This window comes from Methanobrevibacter sp. (assembly GCF_017432245.1).
Classification (GTDB): domain Archaea; phylum Methanobacteriota; class Methanobacteria; order Methanobacteriales; family Methanobacteriaceae; genus Methanobrevibacter.
In genome coordinates this window covers 1-14,523 of the sequence record NZ_JAFRJO010000014.1, presented here as the reverse complement: position 1 = coordinate 14,523, position 14,523 = coordinate 1, and the positions used below count along the sequence as shown (strand labels likewise).

Annotated in this window: 14 protein-coding genes; 9 read left to right on the top strand and 5 right to left on the bottom strand. The window is 32.4% G+C overall.

Translation table 11 applies throughout. The annotated features are described in order from the left end of the window. The coding region (locus tag IJI80_RS01280) for a dihydropteroate synthase-like protein (protein WP_292786802.1) at window positions 1-1,539 on the top strand (1,539 nt) is incomplete at its 5' end. A 128-nt stretch (window positions 1,540-1,667) separates the two neighbouring features. Here IJI80_RS01280 and IJI80_RS01275 read toward each other — a convergent pair. After that, entirely contained in the window at window positions 1,668-2,438 is a 771-nt protein-coding gene (locus IJI80_RS01275; protein WP_292786796.1) for a DUF389 domain-containing protein, read from the bottom strand. A 228-nt stretch (window positions 2,439-2,666) separates the two neighbouring features. Here IJI80_RS01275 and IJI80_RS01270 point away from each other — a divergent pair, with 228 nt between their 5' ends. After that, window positions 2,667-3,185, top strand: coding sequence for a DUF308 domain-containing protein (locus IJI80_RS01270; RefSeq protein ID WP_292786794.1), 519 nt, complete (start codon window positions 2,667-2,669; stop codon window positions 3,183-3,185). 113 nt (window positions 3,186-3,298) lie between these two features. Here the strand turns inward: IJI80_RS01270 and IJI80_RS01265 are convergent, their stop codons facing one another. Next, window positions 3,299-4,459, bottom strand: coding sequence for an MFS transporter (locus tag IJI80_RS01265; RefSeq protein WP_292786791.1), 1,161 nt, complete (start codon window positions 4,457-4,459; stop codon window positions 3,299-3,301). 383 nt (window positions 4,460-4,842) lie between these two features. On the opposite strand from IJI80_RS01265, the gene IJI80_RS01260 reads away from it, so the two are divergent. From IJI80_RS01260 to IJI80_RS01235, 6 genes are all read left to right on the top strand, one after another. After that, window positions 4,843-5,715, top strand: a complete 873-nt coding sequence (locus tag IJI80_RS01260; RefSeq protein WP_292786789.1) for a MoxR family ATPase — start codon at window positions 4,843-4,845, stop codon at window positions 5,713-5,715. 83 nt (window positions 5,716-5,798) lie between these two features. After that, complete coding sequence (locus IJI80_RS01255; protein WP_292786786.1) at window positions 5,799-6,959, top strand: VWA domain-containing protein; 1,161 nt, start codon at window positions 5,799-5,801, stop codon at window positions 6,957-6,959. Window positions 6,960-7,064: 105 nt separating this feature from the next. After that, the gene (locus IJI80_RS01250) at window positions 7,065-7,985 is read left to right on the top strand and encodes a TIGR00269 family protein (RefSeq protein ID WP_292786783.1); all 921 of its coding nucleotides are present in this window, start codon (window positions 7,065-7,067) and stop codon (window positions 7,983-7,985) included. A gap of 123 nt (window positions 7,986-8,108) precedes the next feature. Then, window positions 8,109-8,309 (top strand): MoaD/ThiS family protein, encoded by a 201-nt coding sequence (locus IJI80_RS01245; RefSeq protein WP_292786780.1) that lies wholly within the window; start codon window positions 8,109-8,111, stop codon window positions 8,307-8,309. Between the two features lie 185 nt (window positions 8,310-8,494). Continuing rightward, window positions 8,495-9,355, top strand: a complete 861-nt coding sequence (locus tag IJI80_RS01240) for an ARMT1-like domain-containing protein (RefSeq protein WP_292786804.1) — start codon at window positions 8,495-8,497, stop codon at window positions 9,353-9,355. Window positions 9,356-9,427: 72 nt separating this feature from the next. Beyond that, window positions 9,428-10,234 carry a DUF1932 domain-containing protein gene (locus IJI80_RS01235; RefSeq protein WP_292786778.1) on the top strand — a complete coding sequence of 269 codons (807 nt, stop codon included), beginning with the start codon at window positions 9,428-9,430 and terminating at the stop codon, window positions 10,232-10,234. Between the two features lie 50 nt (window positions 10,235-10,284). Here the strand turns inward: IJI80_RS01235 and IJI80_RS01230 are convergent, their stop codons facing one another. From IJI80_RS01230 to IJI80_RS01220, 3 genes are all read right to left on the bottom strand, one after another. Continuing rightward, window positions 10,285-11,583 (bottom strand): adenylyltransferase/cytidyltransferase family protein, encoded by a 1,299-nt coding sequence (locus IJI80_RS01230; protein ID WP_292786776.1) that lies wholly within the window; start codon window positions 11,581-11,583, stop codon window positions 10,285-10,287. Between the two features lie 132 nt (window positions 11,584-11,715). Then, window positions 11,716-12,207, bottom strand: coding sequence for a DUF308 domain-containing protein (locus IJI80_RS01225; RefSeq protein ID WP_292786773.1), 492 nt, complete (start codon window positions 12,205-12,207; stop codon window positions 11,716-11,718). Window positions 12,208-12,345: 138 nt separating this feature from the next. Further along, a complete protein-coding gene (locus tag IJI80_RS01220; RefSeq protein ID WP_292786771.1) occupies window positions 12,346-13,434 on the bottom strand; it encodes an archaeosine biosynthesis radical SAM protein RaSEA in 1,089 nt (362 codons plus the stop codon). A gap of 503 nt (window positions 13,435-13,937) precedes the next feature. Here IJI80_RS01220 and IJI80_RS01215 point away from each other — a divergent pair. Further along, the coding region (locus IJI80_RS01215; protein WP_292786769.1) for a 5,10-methylenetetrahydromethanopterin reductase at window positions 13,938-14,523 on the top strand (586 nt) is incomplete at its 3' end.

Genomic DNA, 14,523 nt, shown 5'->3' with positions numbered 1-14,523 from the left:
TCAAAAAAGGAAACAGTGGTGCATATAGCAGAGACACAAGTTGCTGCTTTCTTGACTCCCACTCAAATAATCAAAGAAATCCATGAGCATTTTGAAGATAGATTAGATGATATTGATTTGATACTAGTTCCAGGTTTAATAAGAAAAGATACATTCCTCATTGCAGAGGAATTTGGAATTCCTTGTTACAAGGCATCAACTGATGCAGCAGACTTAGCTATGGTTTTAGACCTTGTCGATGATTTGGAATTGTCACAGTCCACTCCTGCTGATAAATTGATAATAGAGGAAAAAAAGAAGCAAGCATTAAAATTCATTGAAGACTTTGAAAATGATATTGAAAAAAGAGATGAATTGCTCAAGAAGGAAAACAACATTCTTGTGAGAAACCTTCCTGTTGGTGAGGATTTCCCAATGAGAGTACTCTCTGAGATTGCAAGTGCTCCTATTCTATCAAAAGAGGACCTGATTAAAAAGGCAGAATTCTTTGTTGCTTCTGGCTCTGACATGATAGACATTGGTATGATTGCAGGTGAAGACCGGTCTGATGAGATACCTGATTTGATTGACACACTTCGCCCTATTGTGGGTGACAGGCCTTTAAGTATTGACACATTGAATCCAAAGGAGATTGAAGCTGCGGTAAACCATGGAATTGATATGGTTTTAAGTTTAGACAATGGTAATTATGAAGAGATATTGCCTTTATTAAAGGAAAAGAATGTTCCTGCGGTTATTTTACCAACTAATTTCTCTGAAGGATATGTACCTCACACCCCTAAAGAAAGGGTTGAATCCATGCAAAAATTAGTATCAAACCTTGATGGTCTTGAAGTTGTCTGTGACTTGATTTTAGACCCTGTCAACAGTTCAAGCCTTGTGGATTCAATCATTGCATTCCATGATTTCCATGAAGTTGACAAGAAGCCAATGTTCTTTGGTATAGGAAATGTAATTGAGCTTATGGATACAGATTCTGTAGGTGCAAATGCAGTTCTTGCGGGAATTGCAATGGAGCTTGGTGCAAGCATACTCTTCACTCCTGAAGAAAGTGGTAAGACTCATGGAAGTGTGAGAGAGTTAGCTATTGCTTCCAAGATGATGTTTTTAGCTAAAAACAGACAATCCATTCCAAAGGATTTAGGCGTAGATCTTCTCGTATTCAAGGACAAGAAGAAAAGGTTTGACTTGAAGCAGGATGACAATGTCCCTGTAGTCAAGCAGGATGCTCCTATCAAGTTCGTAAGGGATAAGGCAGGAAGCTTTAAGATAAGGGTTGAACATGCAATATCAGTCAAGGATTCCTATATCGTTGCCACTCACTTCAAGAAAACAAAGCCTACTATAAGCTTTGAAGGAAAAAGAGCCAGTGAAATCTATGAAGAGATCATTGAAAAAGGTCTTGTTACTAGATTGGACCATGCAGCATATCTGGGTAAAGAGCTTGAAAAAGCAGAGATTGCAATGCTTACTGGAAAAGAGTATGTTCAAGACTTTGACTTGTTTAAAGATCCTGAAGAGTTTATCAAACAAAATTAGTATTTTTTAAGAGTTTTAGTTTTAATAAAATTAGTTTTTTTTAAAGATTCTAAAATTAGATTAAAAATAGCATTGATTTTTTAGGAGGCATAGAAATACCTCCATATTTTCTTATTTTACAAAATTACCTAAAGCATGTAATAAACAGCTATTATACTAGGTATTGCAATGAGGATTGTATTACGCACCATACGGAAACGACGTATTTTCCATTCTTTTTCTGTCAATTCCTTCATTTTAGGGATTTTCAATAGACTTAAAATAATACATGCTGCAAGGAAAATGAAGTATGCGTTTATGATAAAGAGATAACCTGCTCCAAGGAGCATGTCCCATCTTCCATTTGCAATTGAATAACCGCAGGTACAAAGCGGTGGCATCAATGCAGTAGCAATTGCTACACCAGGGATAACAGTGTTAGTTTTATCGAGTCTTGTCTGTCCTATAATACCTGCAAGTCCTCCAAAGAATGCGATAAGCACATCATAAAAACTTGGTGATGTTCTTGCAAGCAATTCTACAGTTGGCTCTTTAACTGGAGAGAGGAAAAAATAGATTGTTGCTGCAGCAACACTGATGACAATCTGCATTCCAAATCCGGATAAGTGGTTTCTAAGTAATGGATAATCGTTGGATACGCTTCCATATGCTGAAGCGAGTATGCTTCCCATAATAGGGGAAATCAACATTGCACCGATAATCACTGCAGTAGAGCTCATGTTAAGCCCAACAGATGCGATTACCATTGCACATACCAATACACATAAATTGGTTCCAGTAATAATTCCACCATCCAAGAGACGTGAACGTATCTCCTCATGGGATGCGGAATCATCTTTTAATGAAAATGCTTTTCTTAAATGTTCTTTCATTGATTCATTCTCTTCCTTTAAATTCATGTTATCCTTTTCCTCTTAAAAAAATTTTTATACATATAATATATGATGTTAATCTTAATTAAATTAATTGTTTTTTAGTTCATTTGTTTTCATGAAATTTATTAACAATTTCATGTTAAAATTTTTCACCTATTTTTTATAGTTATTTTTCAATTTGAGAGTATTTTAGTGGTAATTTTAAAAAAAATATAAATATCATTTCATTTAAATATGAAAATTGGTGATTTAATGAATTATACAAAATTATTAGGAATTTTATTAATTTTATTAGGTATTATATTTATAGCCTACCCATTGGTAAGTGCAGGTGTAGTTTCTATATTTGCAGGCTTAAGTTTAATATCCCTTGGTATAGTATTGATCTTTAATGCATTTTCATTTTGGAGTGTTGCTACTGGTAGGTCAGTACTTGAAGTATTGTTAGGATTTTTATTGATACTATTAGGATTCTTGTTCTTTGTTGATTTAGCTCCATTAGCTTTCCTTACCGCATACAACTTCTATTTAATTGCAATCATATTGATAATTGTAGGTATTTTCGGTATTGTTTATGGTGAAGGCTTATCCAAATGGGGATCTGTATTGACATTGCTTCTCGGTATCATTGCATTCTTATTAGGTATTTTCGCAATTACCGACCCATTACTTATCGTAGTTTTAGTAGGGGTTGTTTTAATCGTTAGAGGAGCACTCCTCTTTACTGTAGGCGGCGCTTTTGATAAGATTGATAGTTTCGAAGGCAATTAATAATTTAAATTTGAGGAATTTTTTCCTCTATAACTTTTTTTTTTTTTTAAAACGTTTTTTTAATTTTCTACTTTTATTCTTATTTTCATTCCTTTAGAAAAACTTATCTTTTTTTAGGAGTATTTTAAAGGGATTTTCATAATTCTAATTACATAGACCATCATGAGGAATGCAATAAGCAGGAATAATGCTCCAGCAATAAAGATAGACATTATTCCGAATCCATCCACTAAAAATCCACCTATAGCTATTCCTAAAGCGATTCCTCCATTTAAGATGCTTAAGAATATTCCATTTGCAAGTTCGGGACTATCTGGAATTACGGAAGCTTCAATGTATTGAATCAGATTGTATCCCATTCCATCAAGTATTCCGAATATTAGAATCAATATAAGAACTGGAATAAGATAATTTGCAAATAGGTAAAGAAGTACAAAAACTCCTCCACACACCAATTGGAAAATGATGAGGGTTGCCTTATCATGTTTAGCTATCAGTTTTCCTCCAAGCCATGTGCCGAATATTGAAAACAATCCGTAGATGAATAGGAATATGCTTAGCTTATAGGTGTAGACATGACTGACTACCTGTAAGAATAAGGGTTGGTAATTGTAGACTATGCTTGCACCTATAGGCATCATTATTATTCCAAGTGTTGCAAGAATGAATTCCTTTGATTTTAAGCTTGAGAATGGCATTTCATATGATTTGGATTTTCCCTCGATTCTTGGGAAGAATATGAGTATAAGAATCAATGTGAGGAAGTTTATTGCAAAAATCCAAGTCATAGCAACTTGATAACCAAATATTGTACCAAATCCTGTAGTTATAGGCAATCCTATAATGCTTCCAACTGATATTCCAAGAAGTATTTTTGTTATGTAATCCTGTTCCTGGCCTTTTGGAGCAATCTCTTCACATACAGTAAGAGCTATTGAAATGAATGCAGGATATAATACTGCAGACAATATCCTAAAAAAAGATGCAATGTAAATGCTTTTTGTAAATATGATCACGATATTTGATATTGCAAATACGCTTAAAATGCTTATGAAAGTTCTTTTTCTCTCGAATCTTGAAAATAAAATAGGTATGAACAATCCACAGATAGCTATTGTAAATGTAAATGAGCTTACGTAAAGTCCAGAAATGGCTATTGATGTATTGAAATACTCTGCTATTTGTGATATGATTCCAACAATGCTTAATGGAGTGTTTATTCCAAGTGTTGAAATCATTAGAATATATAAGAGTATCTTAGGATTGGTTTTCATATTTTATTTTCCTTTTTTTTAAAATCAGATTAAATATGATATTATTTATAACACATGTTATATATAGTTAATATTTTTAAGTTCATATGTACATGGTGCAAATGCAAACTCCTCCAAAGAGAAGGATTAAAACAAAGAACCATGCAACTATCTTTTTCATTTTCATTTTATCACAGGATGAGTATTATATTTATTATGAGTATTTTAATAATGAAATAGAGTTTTATTAGTTTTAATTATATAAAACAATAAATTATTTATATATATTAAACAAAATATTTAATTACTATGTAATATAGTATATAAAATTCAATATAAAAAATTATTTTTACAAATCATTTTTATATTTATATTATTTTTAATTAACTAAAAAAGGTTTTTAAATGACAGATGAAGAATTAACCACAGAAGAAATAGGAAAAATGTTGGAAAGTACTGGTTATATTTCCAATAATGAAATCAGCACTTCAGTATTCCTATCCTTATCTTTAAACAAGCCGATCTTGATTGAAGGACCTCCTGGAGTAGGTAAGACAGAGCTTGCAAAGGCTGTTTCCGAATGTTTGGGAAGGGAATTCTTCAGGATTCAATGTTATGAGGGAATCACCTTTGAACAGATTGTAGGTGAATGGAACTATCAAAAGCAATTGCTCCATTTGGAAGCATTCAAAGGTAGTCAAAAAGGTGAAGAATCAATTTTTGTAGATGATTTCTTTATTAGAAGACCACTTTTAACCTCCTTTATGAATGACAAGCCATCACTTCTTCTCATTGACGAAATCGATAAGGCAGATGAGGAAGTGGAAAGTTTCTTGCTACAAGCTTTAGGTGAAAAACAGATTACCGTAAACGATTTAGGCACTTTTGACCTTCAGAATGATTTGATGGTAATGCTCACTTCAAACGCACAAAGAAACTTGCTCGAAGAGACAAAAGACAGATGTCTGTTCTTATACATTTCATACCCTTCCGTTGAACGTGAGATGGCTATCGTAAAAGCAAGAATACCATCTGCAGACAATGGTTTAATCAAGAAAGTAGTAAATATGGTACACAGAATCAGAACATTCAACTTAAATAAGAAACCATCTGTAAGGGCTTCAATTGATTGGGTAAACTCTGTAATGCACTTGGATAAGGATTTCAAGAATGTTGATTCTGCACTTGAGGACAGTGTTGGAGTAGCTATTAAGACAGAACCGGACAAGGCAAAAGTAATCAAAGAAATCTTTAGAAATGAATATATGAATGAATAGTTGTATTTAGAATTCTTATAAATTGAGTCTAATGATTAGATTTTAATTATCTGCACTCTATTAAATTATTTTAAGGTTTTAGTATGGAAGAGAAAATCGTAAGATTATCAAATGATTTGAGAAAAAAGGGAATGCCTGTGAGCATAAGGTCCACTCAGTCTGCAATAGATGCATATGCTCTATTGGGAGAGGATGATTTGGGTCTCTTAAAGGATGCATTCAGGTCCATTTATGTCAAAAGCAAGTATGACATTCCTAAATTCAATGAGTCTTTCGATGGATTCTTCGCTAAAAAAGTTACAAAGAATTTAACTGATGAACTCAATAGGTCTTATAGGCCAAATACCATGAAAGGAAAGCTTTCACAGCATGAATGGAAAATCACCAAGCAAAAGGGAACTGGTGGAAAGCAAATCCAAATGGGTGCAGAACAGGCTATGGAATACTTTGCAGGCAGACCTATCCTTGAAGACAGAGACAAGGACCTTGCAAGAGACAATGATATTCTAAACAGTGATTTGTCAAAGCTTAACAAATACGATGAAAGGGTATTTGAATTATGTGTAGAGCTTGGAAGAAAAATCGCCAATAAGCAGTCAAGAAGAAAGAGATTAGCTCGTTCCAACAAGATTGACATGAGAAGGACAATGAGGCAAAACATGAAATATGGAGGTGTGCCGATTGATCTTGTTCATGTTAAGAAGAAACCTCATAGAAAACAGCATTTGTTCCTGAATGATGTCAGCGGTTCATGTGAATGGATAAGCAGCTGGTTTTTCATGCTGATGTTTGCATGTCAAAAGACATTCAAGGATTCAAGAATGTTTGAATTTGACAATAAGACAATAGAAACAACTGAATTCCTTAAAGAAAAGTATATGGTTAATGCATTTGCTGAGATTAGATTGCTTCGTATGAGAAATATGATGGTTAGGGGAACATCCAATATGTTCACTGCATTCGAATCATTCATGAAACAGGCGGATATAAGCAATAAGTCTTATATTATACTTTTATCTGATTGCAGGGATTGGGCAGGTCCTAAGGTTAATGGAATACCTGCAAGTGTAGAGCTTATTTCCCAGATGTCCAGCATGGCTAAGAAAGTTATTATTCTAAACCCTGAGGACAAGAAGAAATGGGATGTAGTTGACAGTTGCGTTTCATTGTATAGGGGCGCAGGCGCTCAAGTTTATGAAGTCAGCACATTGAACCAATTGGCAGATTTTGTTGCTGATATGTAATTTAAAACCGATTAGTTAGTTAAAAATTAGTTATTGAAAATATATACAAAAGAAGAAAATTAATTATTTATTATTTTTATTATTTTAAAAAAGGATGACTTTAATATGGAATCTTGTACTAAATGTGGAAATCCTAATGTGATTATAAAGAGAAAAGCTTCTGGACAGGCCTTATGTAAGGATTGTTTTATTGAAAGCATTGAAAAGAAGGTCAAGCAAACAATCAAGAAGGAAAAATTTATTGAAAAAGGGGATAAGGTTTTAGTAGCATTGTCTGGAGGAAAGGATAGTGTAGTGACTCTTGAAATCCTCAATTCATATGTCAAAAGGCATATTATAGAATTATGTGCTGTAACCATTGATGAAGGAATTGCAGGTTACAGAGAGGAAGGAGTGGAGATTGCAAAGGCACATGCGGAAAGGTTAGGTATTCCACATAAGGTAGTCTCATTTAAGGAAAGCTTTGGAATTGATTTGGATGAGATAATGAAAAGGGAGAATCATAGAGGATCATGTACCTATTGCGGTGTATTCAGAAGATGGATTATCAATAGGGCTGCAAGGGAATTTGGAGCAACCAAGATTGCTACAGGACATAACCTTGATGATGAGACCCAAGCTATTCTAATGAATTATCTTGAAGGAAACATGGAGAATTTGGCTAAGATAGGTCCAAAGACAGAATCCAACAGCGAATTGTTTACAGTTAAAATCAAGCCTCTTCGTGAGATTCCTGAAAAGGAAATTGGCCTTTATGCACTTGCAAAAGGTTTGGACATTCACCTTGCAGGGTGTCCATATGCTCAAGAATCCTTTAGAATGGAGATTTCCAATATCCTAAAGGACTTGTCTAAAGACCATCCGACAATTATGTATTCCACACTTAGAGGATTTGATAAGATAAGGCCAGCTATTAGAGAAGAATTGGCTCATGATTATGAATTTGACAGATGCGAACGCTGTGGAGAGCCATCTTCAAATAGATTATGCAGGGCTTGCACATTTTTAGAGGAATTGGGAAAATAGATTTTCTATTTCATTTTTCTTAAATTTTTTATAAGTTTCTATAATTTTTAACAATTGTTATATTTTATATATGATGACTTATATATTAAAACTGAAGGGATAAAAATAAAATAAGGTGATTTTATGAGTTTTACATTAAAAATTAAGGATAAGATTGAAGAGAGAGAAATTGATGGTGATTTGACCATTAAGGATTTATTGGATGATTTGGATTTATCTTCAGAAACCATGGTTACCAAAAAGAATGGTGAGATTGTTATAGAAGAGGAAACAATCGACGATGGTGATGAGATAGAGTTTATTCAAATCATTTATGGAGGATAATTTTTCCTCTATTAAACTTAAATCTTTTTTCATTTTTTCATTATATTTTTATCATATTTTTATTAGATTTTCTATCATATTTCTTAGTCTATTTTTTACTTTTTTTCAATAATTTTAATAATTTTAATTTATAAATATATAATTAGAATATTATTAATTATTTATTTTTATTTTCAGGTGATAATATTAAAGTTTATTACGAATGTGGACCATGCTTTTTAAGACAAGCAAAAGAAGCTATTGACCTATCTACAGATGATGAGGAATTGAAATTCAAATTGATTCAAGATATATTATCCTATCTAGGTGAAAACTTCTCAAAGGATTTGTCTTCAAATGCCACTGGAACAAGGATTCATCAATACATTAAAAAGGAAACAGGATGTTATGATCCTTATTACGAACAGAAAAAGGAAGGAAATGAAATTGCATTATCCTTAGTGCCTAAAGTGAGGGAAATTCTAAAAGAAGACAATAGTTTGGAAACCTATGTTAAGATAGCTATTGTAGGAAATATTCTTGATTTTGGTACATTTGGTTTGGATACAGATTTTGAATCCATGATCTATGAAGGATTAAGGAAGGAATTGGTCATAAACAAGATAGATGAGTTTGAAGAGGCATTAAGAAACTATGATAAGGTTCTCTATTTGGTGGATAACACTGGAGAGATTGTCTTTGATAAGTTCCTTCTTGAAAAAATAAAAGAATACGATGTTGACATTACTGTTGCAGTCAAGGAAAGGCCTATCTTAAATGATGCCTGCATGAAAGAGGCATTGGAAGCAGGTCTTGATGAAGTGGCTACATTAATCACTACAGGATCTGATTCTGTAGGTGTTGTGGAATCCATGATTTCAGATGAGTTCAAGGAAATCCTCTTGGATTCTCCATTTGTAATTTCTAAGGGAATGGGAAATTTTGAAGGATTGACAGAAATGAACTTGGAAGGACAGGATATCTTTGTATTACTTTGTACAAAATGTTCATCCATCTCTAAGGAATTGGGCCTTGAAGTAGGTTCCCATATTTTAACTACATTGTAATTATATAATTTATGGATTGTAAGATGTTTTGTAAGTAGTTTGGAAAATAATTAATGGAATAGGGGGTTAATTATGAAATTTGGATTTATAGGGTTTGGTGAAGTGTCATACACCTTATCAAAAATGCTGTTGTCTTACGGCTTTGAGGTCTTGACTTCTACTGAAGGCAGATCAAAAAAGACAAAGGAATTAGTCAAATCACTTAATTTGACTGTTTTGGATAGTTTTGAAGAGGTTGCACATCAATCTGACATTTTAATCTCTGCAAACAGCCCTCAAAGTGCATTGGCTGTTGCATTGAAGTATGGTTCATTGACAGATGGAATATTCTTGGACTTCAACAACATCTCCCCAAATACAGCAAAGCAAATTGAAAATTACCTCACAGACGAGCATTTCATTGACTCAGCTATTATGGGAAGAGTCAGTTCAGAGGAATTGCATCTTTATTTTTCAGGTAGAAAAGCAGAAGGATTTGTAAAAAGTATGAGAGATTTCATTAGCAATAATGATCCTCTAAGTGATTTTAAGGTCAATATTAAGGTAGTCAGCGATGAAATAGGGGATGTTTCCAAATTGAAAATCCTTAGAAGTTCCTATACAAAAGGTGTTTCAGCACTTCTTGTAGAGACTTTTGAAACTGCAGAAAAATTAGGCTTAAGCGAAGACTTATGGGAAATATTGTCATTGACTGAAAATAGGGATTTTGAAACTTCTGCAAAATCACGTATTTCATCATCAAATAAAAAAGCTAAGCGAAAATATGAGGAATTGAATGAAGTCTTGGAATTTTTAGACGATGTTGACAAAAAGAGAAAGTCTAAAATTATGGCTTTGGCAACACGAGAAAAATTTGAAAAACTAAAAAATAGAAAATGATTGATTTTTTTACTTATTTTTCCATTTCAATCATTTTATCATTTTATATTTTAATGATTATGGATAGTAATTTTTACTCTCCAATCATTTCTTTTGTTTTTAATAAGCTCTCCACTTACTGGAATGTATCTGGAGTCTAAAATGTATCTTAAATAAGTTACTTCCTTTGAAGGAAGCTTTAAATTTGTTTTTATCTTTATCTTTTTTTCCTTTATTTCACATGATATTTGATTATCCTTATCGATAAAGATTTTTGCTTCAAGTCCTTCATGAATTTTTTTTGCTTCAAATTTAGTAAGGTTCAAACCTGCTTCAAGACTCATTAGAGGATTTACTTGCAAGTCCTTTCTTGTTCTGAACTTTTCATTAGCTTCCTTTGCAGAGACTCCCTTATCCACTTCTTCAGCTACATACCAAGCCCTTTCAATGATTTTGTCAACATTCTGCTCTTCAGGAATTACTCCCTTTTCTTCATAATGTCTCATTAGTTTAAGAACTTCATCTTTTGTCACTTCCTCTTCAATGCAGGAAGCAGCAAGACGAGTCATTACAGGACCATAGTCTGCTCTTCTAAAGCTTGCCCAAATGGATTCTTCGTCATCCTTATAGAATCTTCCTTCAACAATCTTGTTGATTACCTTACCATTCAAATAAGCGATATTTGTCAAGTTTGATCTGGAATAAGTGTTCATCTTATGCTTCAGCACTTTCATGTTTCTTTTTCCAGGGATTGTGCCATTTTCTATTTCCCTTTCCAAAATTTCAATAGTTGTTTTTGGAAGCAATTTTTTTATATCCTCGCTGATAACCAAATCATTTTTTAGAATTTCCTTTCTAATGAATCTTCCAGAGACCTTTTCTGGTTGTGTGAGCTCTGGAATAAGATGGAAATCAATCTTTCTATTGAATTTTTTTGATAGGAATTCATTTATTCCATACCATCTGATTACATTTCTGTTTGGGAAATCTTGGGGCATTCCAAGGAAACTTCCCTCTTGAATGAATCTCTCAGCATATTTTTTCACTTCATCCAAGCTAATGTCTGCAGCGGTTATGTAGTCAGTCACTCCATCTTCATGCATTTTTGCAAGTCTAATAGGTACACTGTATGATAGAATAAGTCTATGATGAAGGCCTTCAACTCCAATCACCTTATCTGCACCTAATGCAAGAGCCATTTCCTTTCTTGCTTCAAATGGTGTGAAAAAAGGAGCATGATTTGCACTGTAGCCCTTATTCATGTAAATAGCCACTTCAATGCCCTTTTCATCAGCTATTTCACGAGCTTTTCTAATCAATTCCTCATGTCCCTTGTGGACTGGGTCAAAGTCAGCGCTAATTGCTATCATAGTATATTTTCCTAAATGATTTCATTTTAAAAAAAGCATTATTTATTTTAATATTTTATTTATTGTCAATTATTATATTTTTAAAAAAATAGTAGGGGAATAAATAATAATTTCTTATTATTTATTCTACATTTAATAACCATTATCCAATAAGTTCAATACTCCAGTTACCAATAACCAGATTCCTATTAATGAACCGAGAACGAGTGGATTTTTAATATAGGTTCCAAGGATAATGTATATTACACCTAAGAGTATTCCTAAGATTCCCATCCAGAATCCGTATTTGTTGTCTCTGTTTCCAACAATGATTATTAAACCTATTATGATTAGGAATATTCCTGCTAAATAGATTGTTAAAGCAGTTAAAAATGCAAATATGCTTGGGTTAAATATTAAACCTAAACTTATTATCAACATTATTATTCCTAAGATTGTATTTATCAATCCTCTGGTTGTGTTGTATTCAACTTCACTAACACCATTTGCTAATAAGAAGATTGCAAGTAATAAAACAGATAATCCGAGAATATCAGCTGCTGTAATTACTCCAAGCATTGGGAATGCAATGATAATGATTCCTAAAATAATTGCAATAATGCTTATTGTAGTTTGTTTATGCAAGTTTTTGCCTCCTTATTTGTTTTTAAATATTTTTTCTATAATTTATTTTTGATAATCTTAATGCATGGAAATATAATGCATAATTATTTAATAATTTATTATTTTTATTATTTATAAATATATTATCTAATAAGGCATCTAATATAAAGGCAAATGTTTTATTGGGGTTTTGGATTTGTTCAAGTCAGAGAATTTTACCTCTGCAATCCATTCCTTTTTACATTCGCAATCATATTCGATTTGGCTTTGGTCAAAGTTGGAATCTATAATTCTGTGTTTCAATTCCTTATTGCATTTTTTGCAATTGTAAGGGCCTCTTCTTGAACCGAATCCTGAAGTGTCCATCAATGCAGGAATCTTTACATTTTGCCTTATTGTATTGATCACTTCAATGGTTGACCAAATCCAAGGAGGATTGTATGACCCTCTTCTCCAAAGCCTTTCTATCAAGGTTCCTCTGTGAATAGTTGCAGGACAGCATGAAACCCTATCCACTCCTAGGTTTTCACAGTAGCTTGCAGTTTCAATTGCCTCATTGATAGCTTCCTGTTCAGAAAGCAATATAGGCTTTACAAATATGTAAGCTTTAGATTTGATGTTATGTTTGCTTTTGTATTCCTTAATGAGATTAATTGCCTTTTCAAAGGTTTTATTGTTAAATCCTTTATTGATCTTATTCAATCTTGTTTCTTCGTTTGAAGTTTCCAAGCCTATGCTTATTTCAAATAGTTTATCTCCTATGATATCAAAGATCTCATCCAATACATCTTCCTTAACGTATTCCGGTCTTGATTCAACGACTATTTCGCTGATTTCTTCCATGTCTGCAAGCTTTTTTAATACATAGTCTCTGGCTTCTTTAGGAACTTCTTCTGGGTTTAAAAAACTTCCTGATGCAAAGAGTTTTATAGCTATTTTATCTCCATTCTCATAATCTTCCTTATAATCCCATTTGTTCAATTCCTTTTCAAAGAGTTCAATGATTTTGGAATTTTCAATTGGCTTAAGGTAACAGTCTGAGATGTAGCTGCACATTGTGCATCCCCCACTTGGACCAAGTGCCCATGAACAGCCAGGGGTAGGCAAGATTAGAAATATGGTTTTTCCTTTTCCAGAATATAAAAGGTCCTCTTGATACCAGCTTGCAGAAAGACTATCCAGTTCTTTTGGCTTAGCATATTCAATTGATTTATCTCTTATTTCTTTTGTTAATTCTCTAATTTCCATTGTTTAACCTATTTTTATAAATATAATTTTATTTTTACTAGTTAATTTATTATTATAATATATAATATTTATTATTTATAATTTTTTTAAATTACTTTTTTTTATTCAATCAGAAATATTATTTTTTTATTTTTAGATTATATTTAGATATTTTTGTTTGAATGATATTAAATGTTCTATTGTATTAAAATTAAATCTATGTTTTTTATTCTCTATTATTTAATAGATAATGGTTTGTTTTATTAATTTATAACAAATTTATTCTATTTTTAATATTTTATACTGTTTTATCAATTTTTTTATAACAATTTTTTCCACATATTATTTTTAATTTTTCATTTATAAAATTTAATTTTGTATATAATAATTTATTAATATTTAATATTTGTTCATATTTATGTTAAAAAAATAAACAAATCATATTTAATATATAAATCTTTCTATATTTTTTAAATAACAAATACTTTATAAGCTAGATAACATATTAAAGATTGGTGATAAATATGAAATTTGGTATAGAATTCGTACCTCAAATCCCGTTAGATGAACTCGTAAGATTAGTAAAAATAGCAGAAGACGTTGGTTTTGAATACGCATGGATCACTGACCACTACAACAACAAAAACGTATACGAAACCTTAGCATTAATTGCAGCAAACACTGAAACCATTAAAATGGGTCCTGGTGTAACCAACCCATACGTAAGAAGCCCTGCAATTTCCGCTTCCGCAATTGCTACTATCGACGAAATTTCTAATGGTAGAGCAACCTTTGGTATTGGTCCTGGTGACAAAGCAACCTTTGACGCATTAGGTATCGCTTGGGAAAAACCTGTATCCACTATCAAAGCAGCTATTGCAGACATTAACACCTTATTAGACGGTGGAAAAACTGAAGCTGGTGCAGCATTAGGTGGAGCTAAAAAAGTACAAGATGCAATCCCTATTTACATGGGTGCACAAGGTCCTAAAATGTTAGAAACCGCTGGTGAAATCGCTGACGGTGTATTAATTAACGCTTCCAACCCTAAAGATTATGAAGCTGCTATGCCTATGATTAAAAAAGGAATCGGCGACCAAGCAAAAGATT